Here is a 22,868-nt window from a genome sequence, read left to right as displayed (position 1 = left end):
GTCACGATGAACCTATGCTGAAAGGCTGGATTTCGTGGCACCTTCACAAGCAAACGACGATCAGGGACGTCGCGCCCTTCCCTCGCGAGCCGAGGCGACTCGACGTCGACTTGCGCAGCAGGCCCGTCGTGAAGGCGAGGGAACCATCCCCCAGACACCTGCTTCTTCTGCACCTAAGCGCACTTCAGCGGTTGCGCGAGTTTCTCGCGGCTCCTCGAGTGGGGCAGCAGCCAGCTCAAGCGGAAGTCGGCGCGCAAGCACTCGCGCGGCCTCGTCGGGGAGTACCTCGCGCACGGGGTCGACGCGTCCGGCAAGCTCGCGCACGGCAGCGTCCGGCAAGGGCGGCGGAAAGAAGAAGGGGCCGGCCAAGGGGAAAAAGAAGCGTAGCCTCGCAGCACGGATTGCACGAGGAGTCTTCTACACCTTCCTCGGCCTCATTATTGCCGGCTTTGGTACCTTCCTCATTGCCTACGCCTCGTTGAAGATTCCGCAGGCGGATCAGGTTGCTCTTGCGCAGACGACGACCGTCTACTACGCCGATGGCACCACCGAAATGGGCCGGATGTCGCAGGTGAATAGGAAGATCATCGATTCCAGTACCCTGCCTGACTATGTCTCACATGCCGTGGTTGCCTCGGAGGATCGCACCTTCTACACGAATTCGGGTGTCGATCTCAAAGGCATCGGTCGCGCGCTGGTCAACAATATTAGGGGCGGGGCGCGCCAGGGTGCGTCGACCCTGACCCAGCAGTATGTTGAGCGCTACTACGTCGGTGAAACGACCGGTTATGTGGGTAAAGCCAAGGAAGCGATCCTTGCTCTCAAGATCAATCGTGAGCAGACCAAGGACGAGATCATTGGCAACTACCTCAACACCATTTACTTTGGTCGCGGTGCCTACGGTATCGAAGCCGCATCTCAGGCGTATTTCGGCCACGAAGCAAAGGATCTCACCCTTTCCGAGGCCGCAATGATCGCTGGGATCATCCCCGCTCCTTCCGCGTGGGATCCGGCAGTCGATGAAGAGAAAGCACGCTCGCGTTGGCAGCGCGTCATCAACCTGATGGTTGAGGATGGTTGGATTTCGCAGGCGGACGCAAACGCCGCCGAGTTCCCAAAGACCATCGATCCCGATACCTTGGGTGGTCCGACGATGGAAGGCCCGACCGGCTATCTCATGGAGCAGGTCCGGACTGAACTCGCGGCAGAAGGCTTCACGGCAGACCAGCTGGCGACCGGCGGATACCGCATTATTTCCACGATTGATAAGGACAAGCAGGATCAGGCTGTTGCCGCTGCAGAGTACATGTACACGGTGCGCGGATGGAATGAAGATTCCATGCACGTGGCTTTGACGTCATTGGATCCCGCTACCGGCGAAATCGTCGCAGAGTACGGCGGCAAGGATTACCTCACGCGCCAGCAAAATGCGGCAACGCAAGACATCATGGCTGCCGGTTCAACCTTCAAGCCTTTCGCCCTGGTTGCTCACGCCGAGCAGGGGGGTTCGATCTACGACGTTTACGATGGCTCCTCGCCCAAGACCTTTAGTGGAATGTCGCGTGCGGTGAGCAACGATTCTGGTGTGTCTTGGGGCCGTCAGAACCTGGTGAACGCGACGAAGAACTCGATCAACACTGTTTTCGTTGGACTCAACCAGGAAGTTGGCCCCGCAACCACGAAGAAGGTTGCTATCGACTTGGGAATCCCCGAGGACACGAGCGGTTTGGATGACTCGCTGCTCAACGTCTTGGGCTTTGCGGCTCCCCACAACATTGACCTTGCGCACGCCTATTCGACGATTGCTTCGGGTGGAAAGCGAACCACTCCGCACATTGTCCGCGAGGTTCAAAACTCCGATGGTTCCAAGGTCTTCAAGACAAACGTTGACCCGGAACAGGTTTTCGATACCAAGACCATGTCGACCGTCCTTCCTGCGCTTGAAGCAGTGACCGCTTCGGGTGGTACTGCCGAGGCCGCGGCCGCACTCAAGCAGGACACGGGCGGTAAGACCGGTACCTCCGAAGACCAAAAGACCGCGCAGTTCGTTGGTTTTACGCCTGAACTGGTCACTGCAGTGAGCATGTACCAGCTCGATGAAAACGGCAATCCCGTTTCTTTGACGAATATCGGTGGGCTTGGCCAATTCCACGGTGGTGACTGGCCGGTGACCGTGTGGATGCGCTACATGAAGCAGGCGACTGCGAACCAGACGAAGCTCCACTTCGATTGGTACACCCGCCAGTCGGCTACTCCTGTGGTCCCCGACCCCCAGGTTTCGACGACACCTACACCTACCGAAGAGACGCCTACTCCGACCCCCGAGGCGAGTGAGTCGACACAGGGATCTGAGGTACAGCCGACCCAGACTCCGACTGCTCAAAATACGGGTGCGGCGGGCTCTGAGGGTGGCGGTCCGAGTCGGGCAGAAGGCAGGTAGTTTCGGGGGCTCCATCGGCGCGGACACGTCTTCGAGCGTCGAATGGAGCGCTGCTCAGGCAGCTGCCTGACACCCGTGAAAAAGAAAGACAAAAAGGCCGGGGCCTCCCGAAAGGGAGTGCCCCGGCCCTCTTTATGGTCTTGTCAGACGCTCACTTGACAGCCAGCACGCGGACCTTGAGGTTCGCGGTGACTTCGGAGTGAAGGTTGACCGTCACGGTGTGGTCACCGGTGGTCTTGATCGGGTCAGCGATGATCACGCGACGACGATCGATGGTCTGGCCCAGCTGTTCCTTCACAGCTTCTGCAATCTGAGAAGCGGAGACGGAACCGAAGAGGCGTCCATGTGCGCCAACCTTGCTGTTCACGGTCACAACCGCGGCCTGCAGGGCATCGCGCACGATGCGAGCATCGTCGATGGACGCGATCTCACGACGGCGGCGAGCAGCAGCCATCTGATCGATCTGAACCTGTGCGCCCTTGGTCCACTTGGTGGCGAAGCCACGGGGGATCAGGTAGTTACGAGCGTATCCAGACTTGACCTCGACGACATCGCCGGCGGATCCGAGACGATCCACATCGTGGGTGAGGATGAGCTTGGTAGTTGCCATTTTTCAGTCCTTCCCTTCGAATCAGCGGCCGGTAGAGGTGTAGGGCAGCAGAGCCATTTCGCGTGCGTTCTTGACGGCGCGAGCAATGCGACGCTGCTCCTGGACGGAGACACCGGTGACGCGGCGAGCGCGGATCTTGCCACGGTCCGAGATGAACTTACGCAGCAGAGCGGTGTCCTTGTAATCGATCGATTCGATCTTGGCCGACTTCAGCGGGTTGGCCTTCTTCTTAATGGGCTTATTGCGAAGTTGAGGCTTCGCCATGATGTTCTCCTTGATGATCTGAGCGAGTGAACGCTCCCAAGCATGTGTTCAGCACGTGTGCGCACCGGTTACTTGGCGCGCGGTGCTATTTAGAAGGGCGGATCCTCGGCGAAAGAGGTCGCAACACCGGAATCGGATGTGCGCCACGGATCGTCTTGTGAACCGCCGGCAGGTGCGCCGTAGCTGGCCTGGCTCTGCGAGTAACCACCTTGGTTTCCGTAGCCCTGCTGCTGTCCGTATCCGCCACCCTGGGAGTAGCCTCCCTGGGGTGCGCCTGCCGAGGCCTGGCCGCCCGTGCGGGTGACCTGTGCCTTTGCGCGACGCAGTGAGGGGCCGACTTCTTCGACCTGAAGTTCGACGACGGTACGGCGTTCGCCCTCGCGGGTTTCGAAAGAGCGCTGCACGAGGCGACCGGTGACAATGACGCGCATTCCCTTTCGCAGGGATTCGCCGACATTTTCAGCCATTTCGCGCCAGACGGAGCAGCGCATGAACAGGGTTTCCCCGTCCTTCCATTCGCCGCTTTGGCGGTCGAAGGAACGCGGGGTGGATGCCACCGTGAAGTCGGCGACGGGTGCTCCGCTCTGCGTCCAACGCAGTTCCGGATCATTGGTCAAATTGCCAATGATCGTGATGACGGTTTCTCCAGCCATTGGATCTCCTTGGTGGGCTGTGTGAGGTGATTGCTCAGGTGAGCGAAGGTCAGTGGGCGTCCGGACGCAGGAGCTTCGTGCGCAGGATGGACTCGTTCAGAGTCATCAAGCGGTTGATTTCCAGCGCAATTTCGGGGGTGGTCGTCATGTTGATGACAACGTAGATACCCTCGGAACGCTTGAGAATGTCGTAGGCAAGACGACGCTTGCCCCAGATGTCGACCTTTTCGACGGAGCCGCCGTTAGCGGTGACCTGCTCGAGGTACTTCTCCATCTGCGGGGCGACGGTGCGCTCGTCGATCGAAGGATCGAGGATCACCATCAGTTCGTATTCACGCACGTTGATACCCACCTCCTGTGGTCTTCGCGGTCACGGTATTTCCGTGACAGGAGGGTCATGCGTTGCAATCACCGGAGTTCCACCGGCTTTTGCACACGGACACATGGGTGTCCGCGAGACTGAGTTCCATCCCGGGTGGGTGGAAACAGTCCAGCGTCCAAGTCTAGCGTTTTTTCAGCTTCCTGTCACGAGCGGTGAATCACACTGCGGCCTGTGATGGAGCGAGCGAATCATCCCGCGGAATGAGCGCATTTCGCGGCGAAAACCACGTGATCCACGAGTTTGTGATCGCTCGGGTCACCATGTACAAACCGGTCACCAAACCAATGAGTACCGCTACCGCCGCGGTCTCACTCAGGCGGGGACGAAGAAGCGTAAATCCCCACAGCGCGGGAAGCAGGATCGCGAGGTTGAGGAATGCTGCCTTTGCCAAGGAAGCTCCGCGCCCTGCACCAATCAAGACACCGTCGAGCAGGAATGCGTGTGATTGTGCGGGGAAGAAGACCGCATTGACGATGACCGCGGGGATTGCCATGTGGCGGACGACGGCCTCGGAAACGAAGAAGGAAGGGATCCACGGGGAAAGGGAAGCGGTGAGCGCGCCGATGATGACGCCCGCTCCGATTCCCCACCACGAGAGGGTGCGGAGCAGCGTGCGCAGCTGCGAGCGATCCCCCGAACCGATGGCGAATCCGACCAGAGTTTGCGAGGCGATCGCAAGGGAGTCGAGAAGGAAGAGCGGGATTTGCCAGGCCGACATGACGACTTGGTAGGCCGCGAGGCCGTTGACGCTGATCGTCGTCGCGCTCCAGATCGAGGTGAGGAAGGCCAGGCGAATTGCGACCGAGCGCGCCAAGAGAGGGCCGCCGACGCGCGCGGATTGGCGGATTCCTGTCAGTGACGGACGCAAAGAGACACCCGCGGCTCGTGCGGGGCGGGCGAGGATTGCGACCAAGGTGATCGCCATGATGGTTGAAACGATCGAGGTTCCAATGCCGCTACCGACAATCCCCAGATTGATCCCGTAGATGAGGAATGCATTGAGGCCAATGTTCAGCGCTGCGCCCGCTCCAGCCGCGATGAGCGGAGTGGTGGTGTCCTTCATTCCGCGCAAAACTCCGGTGGCCGCCATGGTGATCAGCGATGCCGCAAGCCCCGGAAGGGACGCGTGCAGGAATGACGAGGCGTAGGGCATGATTTCCTCGGCTGCTCCCAGTGCGCGCAAGAGAGGAGTGCCGATAAGTGCGAGAACCCCTGCGAGTGTGATGCCAATGATGGCGGCCAGCCACATGGCGTGGACGCCGAGTTCGCGGGCACGGCGCTCGTTTCCGGCTCCCATTGCTTGAGCGGTTTCGGCGGTGGTCGAGTAGGCCAAGAAGATCGACATGCCGTAGACCGTGTTGATCACGATCATGGCAAGTGACATGCCGGCGATTTTTTCGGCGCCGAGGTGGCCAACCATTGCGGAGTCGATCGTGAGGAAAAGTGGCTGCGCAATTGTTGCGCCTAGGGTCGGGATCGCGAGGGAGAGGATTTGGCGTGTCAGGCTGGGCTGTTTGCTGTGAGTTTGTGCGGATTCATCGCGCGTAACTGGGGAAGCGCTGGAAATATCCTCGGATGCATCAGTGAGTGCTGGTTTATCCACGGAAGTGGATTTATCTGTGGATAAAGCCTGTTCAGGACACTCTTTATCAGTTGATGCAGCCTGATTGTGGATCGCAAGTTGTGACTCCGGTAAACCTTCAATCTGCGATTGAGACATGTCTTTTCGCTGATCGGCGCTATCCACTGATTGTCCCTCCACTTTTTATCCACAGACTGTGTACACATCTGTGGAAAGATCATACTCGGAAAATGGCGGCTTTCCGGGGAAAGCCTAAACTGAAGGCAAGCTGAGAATAGGCTTGTGAAAGACTCTTCGTCCACAGGGCATGTGGAAGACACGCGGCGCTGTCCACAGAGTATCCACAATCCGTCCACATTCGTGTTGAACTTGAGAGTGGCAGTGGCGCTCGCTTGGCAGTAGGCTCGCGTGTACGCGCTTTGCGTTTAACCCCCATCCACATGCGCACAATCCGCCTGAGGAGAGCTTCACACATGGCATCGGAAGACTTCGATCGCACCCCACCCCAAGACATCGACGCAGAGATGTCCGTCTTGGGTTCCATGATGCTCTCCAAAGAAGCAATCACCGATGTCAGCGAAGAGATTCGTGGAAGTGACTACTACAAGCCTGCCCACGAAATCATTCACAACACGATCATCGACCTCATGGGCCGGGGCGAACCCGCGGACGCAGTGACGGTCGTTGGTGAACTTCAAAGGCAAGGAGATCTGTCCAGGGTCGGCGGGGCCTCGTACATCCACAGCCTGATCGCATCGGTTCCTACCGCAGCAAACGCGGGCTACTACGCGCGAATCGTGAAAGAGCGCGCGATCTTGCGTCGCCTCGTCACTGCGGGCACGCGAGTCGTCCAACTCGGTTACGCGGACGCTGGCGGCGATGTCGATGAAATCGTCGACAAAGCCCAGGCGGAGATCTTCGCCGTCGCAGAACGCCAAGCGCAAACCGACTATGTGTCGATGGCCGATATGTCCGAAAACATCCTCACCGAGCTCGAAAAGATCGAACTTAACCAGGGTAAGGTCGCCGGCGTCCCCACCGGATTCGTCGACCTTGATCGAATGACCGGTGGTCTGCGAGGCGGGCAGATGATCATTGTCGCGGCGCGTCCTGCGATGGGTAAGTCCACGCTGGCACTTGATTTTTGCCGCTCCGCCTCCATCAAGCACGACATCACATCGGTCATCTTCTCGCTGGAAATGTCCCAAAACGACATCGCCATGCGTATGCTCTCCGCCGAGTCCTCGGTCTTCATGAGCAAGATGATGAAGGGCGAGATGACCGAACGCGATTGGCGCAAGGTTTCGGAAACGACCGGGAAGATCTCTGAAGCCCCGATCTTCGTCGACGACTCAGCGAATGTCACCATGACCGAGATTCGCTCGAAATGCTACCGACTCAAGCAGCAGCACAATCTGGGCCTGGTCGTCGTGGACTACCTCCAGCTCATGACAACGGGCAAGCAGGTCGAATCACGTCAGCAGGAAGTTTCCGTCCTGTCGCGAAACCTCAAACTTTTGGCCAAAGACCTCGATGTCCCGGTCATCGCTGTCGCACAGCTGAACCGCGGTCCCGAAGCGCGAACCGATAAGAAGCCGATGATGAGCGACCTGCGTGAATCGGGCTCACTCGAGCAAGACGCGGACATCATCATCCTCTTGCACCGGCCCGAATACTACAATCCTGAGGATCGTCCGGGCGAAGCCGACATTATCTTGGCAAAGCACCGTAACGGTGAGACCGGAACAATTCGCGTCCTCTTCCAAGGACACATGGCGCGCTTTGCGAACTTCACCTCTCGCGAGGAACCCGCCTAATGTACGACCTCAATTCGATCACACCCGCCCAAGCTCAAGACCCCACGATGCCGCCTGAACTCATGGCGCAACTCGCGGCCGAGCGCCCTGACCTTCGTCGGCATCTGCTGAAAAACCCCAGCCTGTATCCACAGTTGCGCCAGTGGATCCTTGACTCTTCCGGGGGAACGCTCGAACCGCAGATCCAGTACACCTCGAACATGCCGATTGGCCCGAGCGCTTCCGAGATGGGTATGCCCCAAGCCGCAGGGACGCCGATCATCGATTACGGCGTCCAGGCAGCGCCAAGCGCCCCGCAGCAACTTCAGCCGCCTCAGTCTGAACCTGCCCAAGGCACAGCACCGCAGTACGCTCCAACGGCGATCCCCACCACGGCCTCGTCAGGTGAAGCCGTGGATTGGAGCTGGCGGGAAACGGCGAATAGCGGTCCACTCAGCGACCTCGAGGCCTTCGCAAACGGAACGCGCTCGCGAAAGCCTCGCGGGGAAAAGAGCGTGCGAAACCGCGTGATCGCGGGGATCGTGGTGGCGGTTATCGTCGCAGTGGGCGTCGTTATTGCCTGGCGCGTCGCATTCTGATCACGCCGTCGACACTGAGCAGAGCAAGGGCGACCCAGACAATTCCGGTCGCGATCCAGCGCGTCGGTTCCATGTACTCGTGGAAGATGCACACGCCAATGACCAGCTGGATGCTCGGGGAAATGTACTGAAGGAAGCCCAAGAGACCCAGGGGGAGTCCCTGCGATGCCTTGGCGAATGTGATGAGCGGAATGACGGTCAGGATTCCCGCTCCGATGAGCATTGCCAGGTGAAGCTGCCAGGACATCGCACTATCGCCGGCGCGCTGAAGGGTATGGAATGACGTCGATTGGTGGGCAACAAGGTAGGCGTAATAAATCCCTAAAATCGGGATGACGACCGCGGTTTCAATGGCCATTCCATCGAGGGGAGCAACCTTGAGTGCGACCTTCTTTTTCACCAGTGAGTACAGGCCGAAGGATGCGGGAAGCGCAAGCGAAATCCACGGGAGCCGGCCGAGTCCCACGATGATGACAATCACCGCGAGAACGCCCAAGCCAAGAGCAACGCCTTGAAGGCGCGAGATTCTCTCGTGGAGAACGACCATTCCCAAGGCGACCGTGAAGAGCGGATTGATGTAATAGCCGAGCGCGGCATCGGTCGTGTGGCCAATGAGGATCGCGTAAATATAGGTCGTCCAGTTGATGACAACCAGGAAACCTGCGGCGGCAAGCGGCGCCATGAGCGCGGGAGTGCGGATTACGCGCCACATTCTGGGAAGGGATCGAGTCAGTGCCAGTGCAATCAAGCAGGCGATGAAGGCCCATAGCGCTCGGTGAACGATGATTTCCAGCGAGCCGGCCGGTTCAAGAAGGTGGAAGTACAGCGGGAAAAATCCCCACATGACGTGAGTGCCGATACCTAAAGCAAGGTACTTTCCGAAGTGCTCGTTTCGTGTGGGATGTTCGCTGGCCATAGGTGCAGCGTAACGGTTTGGATGAAAGGGTGCCCGGCGGCGAAGGGGGATTCGGGCGTGGGCTACCCTAATGACATGTTCATACGCCCCGCCACTTCCGAGGATCTGGATTTCATCGAGTCTGCTTTTGACCACGCCCGCGAATTCATGCGGGCGAACGGTAATCCGACGCAGTGGCCCAGCGATTACCCCAACCGCAGTGACGCGCTCAGGGACATTGAACGAGGCGAGTGCTTCCTTGTTTGTGATGAACAAGGGCCTTTGGCAGTGTTTAGTTTCGCTCGCGGGCCGGAAGAGGAGTATTCCCAGATTGATGGGGCCTGGCACTTCGATGATGAGTATGGCGTGATCCATCGCCTTGCCAGCGTCCGAGGCCGCGGGGTCACTCGCGTGGTGATGGACTTTTGCGCGGGGCAAGTTCCGTATTTGCGCTGCGATACGCACCTTGATAATGCGCCGATGCGTCGAGCGCTGGAGGCTTATGGCTTTGAGCCGTGTGGGATGATTGCGGTACGAGGCCAGTGCCCCCGAATTGCCTATGATGGGTTGTTTTCTCAAATATCGAAGTAGTGTTGAGTAATTGCTTGCTGAATCAGCGTTCTTCGTTAGGCTGGGGCTGACCTCAACGACGGCGAGGAGGTGTGGTGGTGTCTGATTCGCAGTCCACGCGTGGAGTACAGGGACGGCGCGTAAAGCGCTATTTGCGGTACGTGCTGCGTTTTGTAGGCGCAGTGGTGGGATTCCTATTCGCGATATGGGTGTTTATTGGAATTATCTCGTTCCCTTACATCGATATTCCCCCGCGTGGGGGTGGGAGTCTTCCTTTGGAGAAGCGCGTGTCGGTTGAGGCCTTTCAGCGTGATGTTGAGCCGCACATTCTTGCCGCACGAAATGAAATTTATAGTGGTTCTCAGTCTCTTCGTCCTGAGACTGAGAAGAGCAAAATTAGTCGTCTCTACGATGGATGGGAGCTGTCCAGTCAGAGAGTACGTGGGGGTACCCAATCCCCAGACCGCGTTGAAGAAATTCTCGGCCGGTATCTCGAACCCCTTGGGTATGTATCGATTGTGCATGATCAGGAGTCTCTGGTTTGGCGTGATGAAAAGAATGGAGGGCGTGTTGAAATCTTAATTAGGGATCAGTCATTGGCTTTTCAATATGACACCCAAGATCGTCCTTCTGATGGTTCTGTGCCTGATCCGCGGGTGCTGATTCCTAATGATTCTCGGGATGTTGCCGGATATGTGAGTCCTAGTCTTCCCAGTATTTGGGATTTTGATAGGGACGCGCCTAGATTTCCAGAGACTGATGGCAGCGAGTTGGAGAGAAAACGTCAGTCGATTGAGGTGTTTGAGCGTGAGGTTGAGCCGGAGATTTTGAGTTTCAGAGACGAAATTGTTGGTGATTCATCGTATTACGTGGCTCGTAGACCTAGCGAGATGGAAACGAGGAAGAGGTATCCCACTCCAGAGTATTGGCTTGAGAGCCAGCGTGTTCAGTGTGGTCCGCGTGATGTGGGGCGGGTTGTTGAGTGGGGGAATGCTCATTTGAATCCGCTGGGCTATGAGTTGGTGTATGACTATGCCAGTCCGGTACCTGGGGTTGGCCACTATCTTGCGTGGAAGGATGAGAAGAATGGGGGGCTTGTGACGGTCATTCTTCGCCAGGAGAATACGGAGTTTAGTTACAAGAGTGGTGCTCGTCCTTCTGATGGTTCTGTGTCTGACCCGACGGTGTTGATTCCCAACGACCACCGCGACTTACCAGACCCTCTCGCGTAGCCTCGGCCTCGGCCTCGGCCTCGGCTATTCCCTCATACCGACGTGGATGGTGGGGATGAAGACCGGCATGGTCAATGACGACAGGAGCTCCTCAAGGGCTCCACACAATACGCCTAAATCCTTGTAGCGCTGCGCTGTCGCACCTTCGTCGGGAAGCAGCGCGGGTAGGTAGAGCAAGATCTCGTAGTTCTCGCCCTCATAATTCGTAAACAACCCGGTCTCGTCGAAGCCATTGCGTTGATAGAAAGCCAGTCGCCTCTCGCGCTGGTGAAAATTCTCGGCATCGCGAAGCATCGGTTCAATTTCCAGGGCAATCGCGTGTTCGGGGTAGTGCTCCTTGAGTTGGGACAGGATGCGCGAACCATACCCCTTGGAACGTGCGGAACGGTCCGTTGCCAGAAAAATGACAAAGAGTAAATCCTCCGAGTGAATCGTGAGGGTAATCCCGCAAAAACTCGACTCTTGAGCGGGATCAAAGTAAGCCAGAAAATCAATGGAACGACGCAGTGCGAAGGTGTTGAGTACCCACTCAGGCACGAGTTCAGAAGAGGGGAAAGCCTCGGTGAGTAGCGCGCGAACTTGAGGATAGAAGTGTGAAAAACGGCGGACGGGGAGAGTAATTAAATGGGAATCGCAAGAACTCACCCCTTAATAGTAGAAGAAGCCTCATAAAGATCTCATGACAAGTGTCATGTGAAACTTCGTAAAAACGACACTGTTGCCCTTTGCGCCTCGACGGTTGACTAGAGGCATGAACACGGACACTCAAACTACGACCCCAGTGATCCTTGCGAAAGACCTGGTGAAGACCTACGGGAATGTACACGCTCTCAAGGGCATGAACCTGCGCGTTGATTCCGGTGAAATCGTTGCTTTCCTTGGCCGAAATGGCGCCGGAAAAAGCACAACAATTGACATCATTCTTGGCCTTCAACAGGCAGATAGCGGAAGCGTGGAAGTTTTTGGCATGAGTGCCAAAGAAGCAATCCGCCGCGGCCTGATCGGTGTCGTTCTTCAATCGGGTTCGCTTCCTGGTGACTACAGCGTCGCAGAAATCCTCAAACTCTTCTCGCGCGTCTACAAGCGCACCCAGTCCATTGACCCTCTTGTCGAGGAAACCCACCTTCGTCACCTTCTTGGCCGCAAAATCCGCAAGCTTTCCGGTGGTGAGCAGCAACGCGTTCGCCTAGCAATGGCACTCATTCCTGACCCAGAACTCATCATTCTCGACGAACCGACCGCCGGAATGGACGTCACCATGCGCAAGGAGTTCTGGGATCTCATGAGCACCCAGGCCTCGAAAGGCAAGACGATCCTTTTCGCCACCCACTATCTGGCCGAGGCGCAGGACTACGCTCAGCGTACGGTCATCGTCAACGCCGGCCGAGTGAGTGCCGACGCCCCGACCGAAGAAATCCGCCGTGCGCACTCGTCGACGCGTCTGGCCTTCTCTATTCCTTCTTCCTCTCTTGAGGGTGTGCGCGCTGGACTGGCCGCGCGTGCGGCTGAGCTTGGGACAGTGTGGGAGCTTTCCGATATTGCCGAGGTCGATTCCCCCGATTCCGCCCCCGCTTCTTTGAGCGAAGAGGACTTGGCTGCCGATCAGTGGTTACGCGTGGAGTTCCACACGACCTTCTCTGACGAGGCCGCTCGACACATCGTTGCTATTCCCCAGGCATGCGAATTCGAGGTTGTTTTCTCGAGCCTCGAGGATGTTTTCGCCGAGCTCACGCAGTAGAACGCAGGGCACGAAATCCTGTCTTTCACTTTGGCCACCTCGCACCTCTTCTTTAAGGATTCACAATGACGACTCACACTCACGCAGCAACAAACCCCTGGATCAGCCGCCGAGCCCTGAGCTCCTGGCAGGGCTTTGGGCTTCTCACCTGGAAGTCATTCCTGAAGCTGGTTCTCAATCCCGCCATGTTCGCCTTTGCGCTGATCCTTCCGATCTTCATGTACATGATGTTTGGAGCCGGACAGGAGTTCTCGAAAGAGTGGGCGATCAATGCGAATATCGGCGCAACGGTCTTGGTGTCAATGACCCTGTACGGCGTAATGATCGCTGCCGCATCGGCTGCAACCGTTGTCGCACTTGAGCGAATCTCTGGAATCTCCAGGCTCTTTGCACTGTCCCCCGTGGGTTCGGGCGCCTTCATTTTTTCCCGTTTGATCGCGGCGATCTCTATGAGCGCCCTGGTTATTGTCATTACCTATACATTCGGATACGCGACCGGAGCACGAATGACTCCCGAGGCCTGGGTTGAAAGTGGACTCATCACCTTGGCTGCATCGGTGATTTCCGCGGCCCTTGGTCTGGCACTGGCCTTCCTCATGCGCTCAGATACTGCCTTCGCAGTGATCAATGGTGTCGTTGTCTTGGGTGCTTTCCTTGCGGGAATGTTCATTCCGATCGAATCCATGGGGTCGATTTTTAAGACGCTCGCGCCCTATAGCCCCTTCTATGGACTCTTCAACCTCTCGCAGCTACCCCTGTACGGTTTCGATAATTTCGAGTGGAAGTGGGTGATTTCCACGGTCGCGTGGCTTATTCCCATGGCACTGCTTGCGATCTGGGCGCAGCGTAGGGACACTGATCGCTAAGAGGCCGGCGCAATCGGGCGCGCTCGCGCCCTACTTTCAACGCAATTACTGGGGAAGGACAGGAATGAGCACCAAAACTCAGGGGACAGATGCCTCGTGGTCACAGCGTCACCCGCGCTTGACCGCGGTGTTGTGGGCACTGCCCTACCTGGTTTTCTTGGCCTTTCCCTTGGGGATGATTCCTTCCGTTGAATCCCCCGGGATGATCGCGCTGATCCTCACCCTGGTCTTTGGGGTTGCCGCTGCTGATATCGCAATTTACATCGTCAATCCGACCCCCGAATGGGGAGCGCGCATCACCAAGAAAATGTGGATCTCGCACGGGATCCTGCTGGCTCTGGTGATTGCACTGGGACTCGTCCTGGTTATCGCCGGCGCATCGCGAGTAACCTCGGCCCTTTTCATGACCTACTCAATTGCAGGCTGGAACGTTCAAGCCCCCAGGAAATATGTGGTTCCCGGCCTAGCGGCACTTGTCGGCTGGGAAGTCATTGCCATCTTGTTGCCCATTGGCAGCATCGACGCGCTGGCCTTGAGCTACGCGATCATCGCGCTACTGATGGTCCTGGGATTAACCCTGGCCGTGCGCCGCAGTTTTGATAATCACCACTCAGAGCAACAGCGTCAACGCCAAGCAATCAGCCTGGTTCGCGAGCGCGAACGCTTGCGTTTTGCCGGGGATCTTCACGATATTCTGGGTCACTCGCTGACGGTCATCACCATGAAGAATGAGCTTGCCCAGCGCTTGCTCTCCGTTGGAAAGATTGACGAGGCCAGTGAGCAGATTGCGCAGACCCTGGAGTTATCCCGCAAGGCAAAAGAAGATTTGCGTGGGATCATCGCTGCTTCGCGAAGCCTGTCGGCCGAGGAAGAAGTCGAGTCGGCCCGTGAACTATGCGAGCAAGCGGGAATCGAATTTACCGCTGATATTCAGGGCGAAATCCCACCCGGTCCCAGGGCAACTTTGGCCGCACATGTCATCCGAGAGGGGACTGCCAACGCGATTACCCACGCTCATCCCTCCACAATCAGCGTCCGCCTGAGTCCTCATGAGGTCCTGGTGGAAAACGACGGGTATTCACGCAGCTATTCACAGGCCTCGGCAGGGGGAGGAGCCGGATTGGAAGGACTGCGTCAGCGCTCGGCCTCGGAAGGGGAGATGACGTGGGGGAGCCAAGGGAATACGTGGACACTGCGCCTGACTTTCCGCGGGGAGTCCGCCTAAGCGGAAGATAGAATTGGCTGGTCAAGTACTAGCGCGCAAAAGGAATGCCAATGATTCACGTGATTGTGGTCGACGACCAGGCCCTGATCCGTGGTGCGCTTAGTGCGCTCATTGACCTCGAGGACGACATGGAAGTTGTCGCTCAGGCGGGTAATGGGCACGAGGCCTTGGCTGCAATCGAGGCCCACACGAGCGCACATCCGGGCAGCGAGGTCCCGCTGGTCGTGATCATGGACGTGGAAATGCCCGTCATGGATGGGATCAGTACTGCCACTGCACTGAAAGAACGAGGATCGGCCGCGCGCGTACTCATGGTGACAACCTTCGGGCGCCCCGGCTACGTCCAGCGCGCACTCGACGCCGGCGCATTGGGCTTCGTTGTCAAGGACGCTCCCGCTGCTCAACTGCTCGATGCAATTCGTCGAACCTCACAGGGACTTCGCGTCGTCGACCCCGCACTCGCGGTCGATGCGCTCACGAAAGGCCAAAGCCCGCTCAGCGCCCGCGAAGTCGAGGTACTGCGCGCTTTCGAAAGTGGCGGGACCGTGGAGGACGTGGCCTCGGAGCTCATGCTGTCGGCGGGGACGGTACGCAACTACGTGAGCTCGGCGATGGATAAGACCCACGCGCACACGCGTGCCGAAGCGCTCAAGGTCGCGACTGAGAATGGGTGGTTGTAAACTGAGATTCCATGGTAAACAGCTATGGACGTCGACAAGACGCACAGGAAAACATCACTCGCCACATCTTTGTCACCGGAGGTGTGGTTTCTTCTTTAGGTAAGGGTTTGACGGCCTCGTCGCTGGGGCGCCTGCTGCGTTCACGCGGTCTGAGCGTTGCCATGCAAAAGCTCGATCCCTACATCAATGTCGATCCCGGGACCATGAATCCCTTCCAACACGGTGAGGTTTTCGTCACGGAAGATGGCGCGGAAACCGACCTGGATATCGGCCACTACGAGCGCTTCTTGGACGTGAACCTCTCCGGCGCGGCGAATGCGACGACCGGTCAGGTGTACTCCACTGTTATTGCAAAGGAACGCCGCGGCGAATACCTGGGCGACACCGTCCAGGTCATTCCCCACATCACGGATGAGATCAAGCGCGTCATGCGCGCGCAGGCCATCCCCGATGCCGAGGGGAACGCTCCCGATGTCATCATCACGGAAATTGGCGGAACCGTGGGCGATATCGAGTCCCAGCCCTTCTTGGAGGCCGCGCGTCAGGTGCGCGCCGACCTGGGTCGCGACAATGTCGCATTCGTTCACGTCGCGCTGATTCCCTTCCTGCCTGCGGCTGGTGAACTCAAGACCAAGCCGACCCAGCACTCGGTTGCGACCCTGCGTTCGATCGGTATCCAGCCCGATGCCCTAGTGTTGCGTACGGACCGCCCGCTGCCCGAGGGAATCAAGGGCAAGGTTGCGCTCATGTGCGATGTTGACCGCGATGCTGTCATCGAATGCAAGGATGCGGCCTCTATTTATGAGGTCCCCCCGACACTGCACCGCGAGGGCTTGGATGCATTCCTGGTCCAGCGACTGGGCTTGGCGTTCCGCGATGTGGACTGGAGTGAGTGGAACGAGCTCCTTGAGCGCGTCGAGTCCCCGAAGTACCGCGTCGAGGTCGCCTTGGTTGGAAAGTACATCAACCTGCACGACGCTTACCTTTCGGTTTCCGAGGCTGTTAAGCACGGTGGTTTTGCGAATAATGCGCGCGTAGACCTGCGTTGGGTTGCCTCTGACACCTGCGAGACTCCCGAGGGAGCGCAGAAGGCACTCGAAGGCGTGGACGCGATCATCGTCCCCGGTGGTTTCGGCATCCGAGGCATTGAAGGCAAGCTGGGTGCGCTGCGGTGGGCGCGCGAGCATAAGATCCCGACCCTTGGCCTGTGCTTGGGCTTGCAGTGCATGGTGATCGAGGCCGCGCGTGATCTGTTGGGGTTGACGGGGGCCTCGTCGACCGAGATGGATCCCGAGACGCCGGATCCGGTCGTTCACACGATGGACTCCCAGGTCGACATTGTTGAGGGCGATGGTGATCTGGGTGGGACCATGCGACTGGGCGCCTACCCCGCGGTCCTTCAAGAGGGTTCTGTTGTCGCCGAGGCCTATGGCAAGACCCAGGTTTCGGAGCGCCACCGTCACCGTTTCGAGGTCAACAACGACTACCGCGATCAGCTGGAATCGGTTGGCCTGCACATCTCGGGTACTTCCCCCGATGGGAACCTGGTCGAGTTTGTCGAGCTGGATCGCTCCATGCACCCCTACTATGTAGCAACTCAGGCGCACCCCGAGTTCAAGTCGCGTCCGACGAAGGCTCACCCGCTATTCGCGGGCCTCGTTCGCGCGGCGCTTGAGCGTCACGTCGAGAAGTACGCCGCGCGAGGCGGACGCAAGTAAGGGCTTTAGCTCCCTCTTTCCTGGTTTAGCTCGCAGATTCCTGGCCTATGAACGCTCATATGTCAGGAGTCGACGAGCTAAACCAGGAGATGGGGCGGGGGCAGAGCGGGGAATTGATGTTGTTTGAATAGGTGCTTGCGTGAAGTGATGACCAGGGCTTATAGTTGTGCCAACTGATTCTCAATAAGGTGCCGACAGGTTAGCGGCACTGATTGCTCCACCGGCCTGCGGGCCGGTATTTTTTTACCCTGGTGCGCATGGTTGACACGGTTCACACAGCTTTAAAATCGCTGAAAAATAGCTGCGGAAACTGTACAAAAATGCTTGTTGTCTGTGGCATGATTTCCCCATGACAGAGATTAATGATGATCTTCGCTACCGTGTCGGCATTGACGTCGGCTTGAAATCAATTGGTTTTTGCGCGGTTGAGGTTGATGACAAGGATCAGCCACTGCGCCTGCTGAACTCCATGGTGTTCATTCACGACGCCGGCGTTGACCCGAATGAGAATAAGGCCGCGAAGAGCCGTAAGCTCACTGCGGGCGTCGCACGGCGGACTCAGCGCAGAACCGCTCAGAATAGGCGCCGTCTTGCGGAGCTCGACCGTGTGCTGTCTGAAGAACTGCACTGGCCATTGCCGAATCTTGAGGATTTTGAGGATCCCTACGAGCCGTGGCATACCCGCGCGGAGCTTGTCGATCACTTCATTGAGGACGAATCTGAGCGCTTGGAAGCACTTTCGATTGCGATCAGGCACATGGCTCGTCATCGTGGGTGGAGGAATCCCTATATCAAGGTTGATTCGCTCCTGACTCCGATGGAGCCCAGTGAATTCCTTCGCGGTCTGAATGAACGCGTCGGTAAAGCGCTGGGGCGGGAGTTCCCTGAAGATACAACGCCGGGCCAATTGATCAGCGCATACATGAGCGATCCGAAGTACAGGGAAAGCAATGGTATCCGTGGAGACGATGGTATTCTCCAGGGCAAGCTTCACCAATACGACAATGCCGCTGAAATCCGAAAGATCTGCGAAGTGCAGCGGCTGGACCATGATGTGTTTAAGCTCTTGGTCCGCAGAGTTTTCTTCGCAAAGTCACCCAGGGGTAGCGCTGCGGGACTCGTCGGTCACGATCAACTCCCGGGTCAGGGCAAATACATCCGTGCAGAGAAAGCGCATCCTGATTTCCAACTCTTCAGGATTGTTTCAGTGCTGACGAATCTGCGTGTTCGTGAGGCAGGAGCGGAACGTTGTCTGACTCCCGAAGAACTGAGCGGGTTGACAGATTTCCTTCTCGATGCGGGGCTGAAACAGCAGGTGACTTGGGCCGATCTGGCGGATAACTTGGGTATTGAGCGCGCTGACTTGCGTGGAACAGCGCGTCCCTCAGTTGATGGAGAGCCCGCTTTGCGTTTCCCGCCAACAGATGTCACCACCGAAAAGATCATGGCTTCAAAGGTGAAGTGGCTCAAGGAATGGTGGAAGTCCGCAGATAGTGAGCGACGCGGATTCATGGTCGATGCACTGTCGAACTCGGGAGGTTCGACGGGTGATAACGATATCGATGATGAAGTTGCAGAGCTCCTTGAACAAGCGACCGAAGACGAACAGACAGAGCTTGAAAAAATTCAGCTTCCTCAAGGACGAGCAGCCTATTCCTTGGATAGCTTGCGCAAGCTCACGGAGCGGATGCTGACTGAGGGCGTGGACCTTCACACTGCTCGAAAGCAGCTCTTTAATGTCGACGATGATTGGCGACCAGAACCCGAGCCAATCGAGGCCCCGGTTGGAAACCCCGCAGTTGATCGTGTTCTCAAGCAGGTTGCACGTTGGCTCAATATGGCTACAGATCGCTGGGGTGAACCGGTTGTCATTAACATTGAACACACGCGTGACGGCTTAGGTTCGGAGAAAGTTGCCAGAGAGCTATTGCGTGAGAGCCAGAGGCGGCAGGATCTCAACCAGAAAAATATGGATGAGATGATCCAGCAACTGGGAATTTCAGGTAAGGCGCGCCGTTCTGCTCTGGTGAAGCACCAAGCAATTCAACGTCAGAATTCGATGTGCTTGTACTGTGGAACCACGATTGGCTTTGAAACCGCCGAAATGGATCATATTGTTCCTCGTGCAAATTCAGGATCTTCGAATGAGCGTTCGAATCTTGCCGCTGTCTGCCGTACCTGTAACCATCAAAAGGGTGCAGTGCCCTTCGCTGTGTGGGCGACCTCGGGTCAGGCGCACGCGGGTGTTTCTTTAGAGGGTGCAATCGAGCGAGTCCGTGCGTGGGAACGCGATCCGGCTATGCGTCCGAAGCAATATGCTCATTTCCGTGAGGAAGTGATTTCCCGCCTGAAGTCGCGTAAGCCGGATGAAGAGTTCGACGGACGTTCCATGGAATCCGTTGCATGGATGGCGATTGAGCTCCGTACGCGTATTGATGGCTTCTACCGGAAGCTCAAAGCAGAGTCGGTTCCGAACATTGGTATTTATCGCGGTCAGCTGACTGCGGAAGCGCGCAAGGCCTCGGGATTTGAAAGTCGTGTCAATCTAATCGGTGGAAAAGGTAAGACGCGTTTTGATCGCAGGCACCATGCGATGGATGCCTTGGTCATTGCGATGATGAACCAGTCTGTTTCGCAAACCTTGGCATTGCGCGTCAATATGCGGGAATCACAGCGCATCACCGGCCAGGAAGAAACTTGGAAGAACTTCTACGGGAAGCCCGGTCAAGCCAGCGATCGTTTTGAGCAATGGCGTGAAGGAATGCTTCGCGCGGTCGAACTCTTCAATATTGAGCTCGCGAAGAATGCCATTCCTTTCCATGAGAATGTTCGTCTGCGCGTTGGTTCAAGTAAGGTTCACGACGATACGGTTCGTAAGTTCATTCACGCGAAGCTTGGCGAAGCCCTGTCTGTCGCAATGATCGATCGCGCGGAAACACCTGCGTTATGGACTGCATTGACCAGACTTCCTGACTTTGATCCGAAGGAGGGGTTACCTGAAGATCCGTCGCGGGAAATCTATATTCACGGTCGGAAGATCACCGCAGACGAGCAGTTGAACTTCTTCAATTCGCCATCTGCCTGTTTGAAGGTTCGCGGTGGCTATGTGGAGATTGGAAGCTCAATTCACCACGCGCGGATTTACCGGATCGATGGGAAGAAGACAACGTACGCTATGGTGCGTGTTTTTGCTACAGATCTGGTGAAGATGACTCACGAAGATGTCTTCACCACGCCGCTGAAACCATCGACGATTTCCATGCGTACTGCTGAGCCGAAGATTCGGAAGGCACTAGCTGACGGAACCGTCACTCAGATCGGCTGGTTGGTTGAAGGCGATGAGCTACAAATCGAGACGGATAAGTACTTGAAGGGATTTGTCGGTGAGGTGCTTGCCCAGTATCCGGAGTTGACAAGCTGGAGGGTTGCTGGGTTCCCAGATCCCGCAAAGTTGCGCTTGCGTCCCTACCTCTTGTCCGTTGAGGGGCTGGAAAAGGGGTCTTCAAAAGAACTCAGTGACTTACTCGAGGGACAAGGATGGCGACCAGCAATTAATGTCTTGCTCGCATCAGGTGTTGTATCAGTGGTACGTCGGAACTGCCTTGGTGAGCCGCGTTCAAATTCACAGAATTCACTTCCGATTACTCAACTGCTGAGGTAGCTCATGGCAGAACAGTGGCGCGTGATTGACCTCTGCGAATTTGAGGGGGCGCTTCATTCCACACGGGGCGGGATAGAAGTATGCCCTGAGGGTAAGGATCCAGTTACTCTTCCCGTTGCAGAGCTTGCAGTTGTTCTCATCGGGATGAAGGTCGATCTCAGCGCCGCTGTTCTGCACAGGCTTGCGGACGCGGATATTGCAGTTCTTTTCTGCGACTGGCGTGGGATTCCTGAAGGGGCTTGCTATTCATGGTCGGATCATGGGCGAGTAGCAGCACGACATCGGGCTCAGGCTGACATGACTCTTCCTCGAAAGAAAAATGCGTGGGCACGCATCATTAGAGCAAAGATTGAGGGACAGGCAAACGTTCTTCAGAATCTTGGTCGTTCAGGGAGTAGCGAACTCTTTGCACTCGCGGACCAAGTCCGCTCAGGTGACCCCGACAATATTGAGGCGCGTGCAGCACGTTTTTACTGGTCGCGCGTTCTAGGTGAAGGGCGACAGCCTGGTGCTGGTCAGCTCATTGGTTCGAATGCGTGTCTTGATTATGGCTATGCAGTGTTACGTGGTCACGTGATTCGGGCAGTGCTGTCCGCCGGATTAGCTCCGGCGCTAGGTGTCTTTCATCGTGGAAGGGGCAACGCTTTCGCGCTTGCCGACGATCTTATTGAACCTTTCCGTCCAGCGATTGATGAAGTTGCTCTGCAATTGTCTCCAACGGCATCTCCGTCAGATAGTGATGTGAAGCGGATATTGGTTGCTGCGGCTTCACAGAAATTCGATTCGGATGGTTATGGAATTTCGGCAGTTGCTCAAGATCTTGCGCAGCAATACGGGCGTTATGTTGAAGGAGAAGAAGAGCGCCTAAAAGTTCCCGCATGGCAGGGACCCGCATCCACTGATCTGAGTGGTTGAGATGGTGGATAGTCCCATGTGGTGTCTGGTCATGTTTGATCTTCCAGTTGAAACAAAAGCCCAGAGGCGGGAAGCAACGCGATTTAGACAGGCGTTGCTGGATTGGGGATTCACAATGGTCCAGTTCAGTGTTTATGCAAAATACTGGCCAAGCGGTGGGCAGAACCATGCGACTCTTCGACAGATTCAGTCTCATCTCCCAGAGGGAGGTCAAGTGCGAGTTATCGGGATTACGGATCGTCAGTGGGCAACTGGACTTCATTTTGAACAGGCTAAGAAACAGAAAACGGAGGGGGCTCCTGAGCAGCTCACTATCTTCTGAATTACAGATCACTGCTCTTGATAGACTTCGTGGCTGCTCTCTCGTAAGAGGAGAGGCGTTGGGAATCAGTTACCGATCCTCTTGATAGACTTCGACCAGCTTGGGGGACATGGTGATCTTCGTTGGGAATCAGTTACCAATCCTCTTGATAGACTTCTTATGTGGGAGCTGTCCGGGCTTTACGAGTTGGGAATCAGTTACCAATCCTCTTGATAGACTTCCATCCTGGCGTACCGCTTCTCGGATGGGGTTGGGAATCAGTTACCAATCCTCTTGATAGACTTCAAACTAACCGAGACCAGCGTTCCCGCATGTTGGGAATCAGTTACCAATCCTCTTGATAGACTTCGACCTGATCTGACTACTCATCCCGCCGGGTTGGGAATCAGTTACCAATCCTCTTGATAGACTTCCGAAGCGATACCGTCCGCCGAGGACTTGGGTTGGGAATCAGTTACCAATCCTCTTGATAGACTTCTCATTCCATATGGATGCAGGCGGGATCAGTTGGGAATCAGTTACCAATCCTCTTGATAGACTTCGGAAAGATCACGCAAATCTGTCACGATTGTTGGGAATCAGTTACCAATCCTCTTGATAGACTTCAATATTGAGGACGATATGCAGCTTAATTGTTGGGAATCAGTTACCAATCCTCTTGATAGACTTCTTAAGATTCTTCCGGCTACGGCTGAGATGTTGGGAATCAGTTACCAATCC

General features: G+C 56.7%; 20 protein-coding genes and 1 CRISPR repeat array (1 of these 21 only partly in view). Of the genes, 13 read left to right on the top strand and 7 right to left on the bottom strand.

Annotated features, from left to right (window positions below):
• The first annotated feature begins 34 nt into the window (after positions 1–34).
• On the top strand, positions 35–2,440 hold the full coding sequence (locus HMPREF1627_RS02920) for a transglycosylase domain-containing protein (protein WP_052040809.1): 2,406 nt from the start codon (positions 35–37) through the stop codon (positions 2,438–2,440).
• A 151-nt stretch (positions 2,441–2,591) separates the two neighbouring features.
• On the opposite strand, the gene rplI is transcribed toward HMPREF1627_RS02920, so the two are convergent.
• The 5 genes from rplI to HMPREF1627_RS02895 all read right to left on the bottom strand — a co-directional run bounded on the left by rplI (position 2,592) and on the right by HMPREF1627_RS02895 (position 6,069).
• Positions 2,592–3,050 carry a 50S ribosomal protein L9 gene (rplI, locus tag HMPREF1627_RS02915; protein ID WP_034500986.1) on the bottom strand — a complete coding sequence of 153 codons (459 nt, stop codon included), beginning with the start codon at positions 3,048–3,050 and terminating at the stop codon, positions 2,592–2,594.
• A 21-nt stretch (positions 3,051–3,071) separates the two neighbouring features.
• Positions 3,072–3,314, bottom strand: a complete 243-nt coding sequence (gene rpsR / locus HMPREF1627_RS02910) for a 30S ribosomal protein S18 (RefSeq protein WP_034500985.1) — start codon at positions 3,312–3,314, stop codon at positions 3,072–3,074.
• Between the two features lie 89 nt (positions 3,315–3,403).
• Positions 3,404–3,967, bottom strand: coding sequence for a single-stranded DNA-binding protein (locus tag HMPREF1627_RS02905; protein WP_034500982.1), 564 nt, complete (start codon positions 3,965–3,967; stop codon positions 3,404–3,406).
• Between the two features lie 49 nt (positions 3,968–4,016).
• Positions 4,017–4,307, bottom strand: coding sequence for a 30S ribosomal protein S6 (rpsF, locus tag HMPREF1627_RS02900; protein WP_026066645.1), 291 nt, complete (start codon positions 4,305–4,307; stop codon positions 4,017–4,019).
• 199 nt (positions 4,308–4,506) lie between these two features.
• Positions 4,507–6,069, bottom strand: coding sequence for an MATE family efflux transporter (locus HMPREF1627_RS02895; RefSeq protein WP_234305222.1), 1,563 nt, complete (start codon positions 6,067–6,069; stop codon positions 4,507–4,509).
• Positions 6,070–6,404: 335 nt separating this feature from the next.
• Here HMPREF1627_RS02895 and dnaB point away from each other — a divergent pair, with 335 nt between their 5' ends.
• Both dnaB and HMPREF1627_RS02885 read left to right on the top strand, forming a co-directional pair.
• Positions 6,405–7,748 (top strand): replicative DNA helicase, encoded by a 1,344-nt coding sequence (gene dnaB / locus HMPREF1627_RS02890; RefSeq protein WP_034500980.1) that lies wholly within the window; start codon positions 6,405–6,407, stop codon positions 7,746–7,748.
• Positions 7,748–8,326, top strand: a complete 579-nt coding sequence (locus HMPREF1627_RS02885; protein ID WP_034500979.1) for a hypothetical protein — start codon at positions 7,748–7,750, stop codon at positions 8,324–8,326. Before dnaB ends, HMPREF1627_RS02885 begins: the two co-directional genes overlap by 1 nt.
• Here the strand turns inward: HMPREF1627_RS02885 and rarD are convergent.
• On the bottom strand, positions 8,301–9,242 hold the full coding sequence (gene rarD, locus HMPREF1627_RS02880) for an EamA family transporter RarD (RefSeq protein WP_034500977.1): 942 nt from the start codon (positions 9,240–9,242) through the stop codon (positions 8,301–8,303). The genes HMPREF1627_RS02885 and rarD overlap by 26 nt on opposite strands.
• A gap of 75 nt (positions 9,243–9,317) precedes the next feature.
• On the opposite strand from rarD, the gene HMPREF1627_RS02875 reads away from it, so the two are divergent.
• Together HMPREF1627_RS02875 and HMPREF1627_RS02870 are read left to right on the top strand one after the other, a co-directional pair.
• On the top strand, positions 9,318–9,812 hold the full coding sequence (locus HMPREF1627_RS02875) for a GNAT family N-acetyltransferase (protein ID WP_034501167.1): 495 nt from the start codon (positions 9,318–9,320) through the stop codon (positions 9,810–9,812).
• A 77-nt stretch (positions 9,813–9,889) separates the two neighbouring features.
• On the top strand, positions 9,890–11,023 hold the full coding sequence (locus HMPREF1627_RS02870) for a DUF4853 domain-containing protein (protein ID WP_234305221.1): 1,134 nt from the start codon (positions 9,890–9,892) through the stop codon (positions 11,021–11,023).
• 24 nt (positions 11,024–11,047) lie between these two features.
• On the opposite strand, the gene HMPREF1627_RS02865 is transcribed toward HMPREF1627_RS02870, so the two are convergent.
• On the bottom strand, positions 11,048–11,668 hold the full coding sequence (locus tag HMPREF1627_RS02865; protein WP_052040807.1) for a GNAT family N-acetyltransferase: 621 nt from the start codon (positions 11,666–11,668) through the stop codon (positions 11,048–11,050).
• Positions 11,669–11,774: 106 nt separating this feature from the next.
• Between HMPREF1627_RS02865 and HMPREF1627_RS02860 the strand changes: the two genes are divergently transcribed.
• From HMPREF1627_RS02860 to cas2, 8 genes are all read left to right on the top strand, one after another.
• The gene (locus HMPREF1627_RS02860) at positions 11,775–12,761 is read left to right on the top strand and encodes an ABC transporter ATP-binding protein (RefSeq protein ID WP_034500974.1); all 987 of its coding nucleotides are present in this window, start codon (positions 11,775–11,777) and stop codon (positions 12,759–12,761) included.
• A gap of 65 nt (positions 12,762–12,826) precedes the next feature.
• Positions 12,827–13,627 carry an ABC transporter permease gene (locus tag HMPREF1627_RS02855; protein WP_034500972.1) on the top strand — a complete coding sequence of 267 codons (801 nt, stop codon included), beginning with the start codon at positions 12,827–12,829 and terminating at the stop codon, positions 13,625–13,627.
• 64 nt (positions 13,628–13,691) lie between these two features.
• Positions 13,692–14,852 carry a sensor histidine kinase gene (locus HMPREF1627_RS02850; RefSeq protein WP_052040806.1) on the top strand — a complete coding sequence of 387 codons (1,161 nt, stop codon included), beginning with the start codon at positions 13,692–13,694 and terminating at the stop codon, positions 14,850–14,852.
• A 50-nt stretch (positions 14,853–14,902) separates the two neighbouring features.
• The gene (locus tag HMPREF1627_RS02845) at positions 14,903–15,532 is read left to right on the top strand and encodes a response regulator transcription factor (RefSeq protein ID WP_034500970.1); all 630 of its coding nucleotides are present in this window, start codon (positions 14,903–14,905) and stop codon (positions 15,530–15,532) included.
• 11 nt (positions 15,533–15,543) lie between these two features.
• A complete protein-coding gene (locus HMPREF1627_RS02840) occupies positions 15,544–17,250 on the top strand; it encodes a CTP synthase (RefSeq protein ID WP_034500969.1) in 1,707 nt (568 codons plus the stop codon).
• Between the two features lie 349 nt (positions 17,251–17,599).
• Positions 17,600–20,911 (top strand): type II CRISPR RNA-guided endonuclease Cas9, encoded by a 3,312-nt coding sequence (cas9, locus tag HMPREF1627_RS02835; RefSeq protein ID WP_034500968.1) that lies wholly within the window; start codon positions 17,600–17,602, stop codon positions 20,909–20,911.
• Between the two features lie 3 nt (positions 20,912–20,914).
• On the top strand, positions 20,915–21,826 hold the full coding sequence (cas1, locus tag HMPREF1627_RS02830) for a type II CRISPR-associated endonuclease Cas1 (RefSeq protein WP_034500967.1): 912 nt from the start codon (positions 20,915–20,917) through the stop codon (positions 21,824–21,826).
• Position 21,827: 1 nt separating this feature from the next.
• On the top strand, positions 21,828–22,148 hold the full coding sequence (cas2, locus tag HMPREF1627_RS10925; protein ID WP_052040820.1) for a CRISPR-associated endonuclease Cas2: 321 nt from the start codon (positions 21,828–21,830) through the stop codon (positions 22,146–22,148).
• A gap of 57 nt (positions 22,149–22,205) precedes the next feature.
• A CRISPR array of direct repeats spans positions 22,206–22,868; the repeat unit is 36 nt; unit sequence GTTGGGAATCAGTTACCAATCCTCTTGATAGACTTC; it runs 719 nt beyond the window's last position.

Origin of the sequence: Actinomyces sp. S6-Spd3, from assembly GCF_000758755.1 — a bacterium.
Classification (GTDB): Bacteria; Actinomycetota; Actinomycetes; order Actinomycetales; family Actinomycetaceae; genus Pauljensenia.
This window is presented reverse-complemented; position numbering and strand designations above follow the sequence as displayed.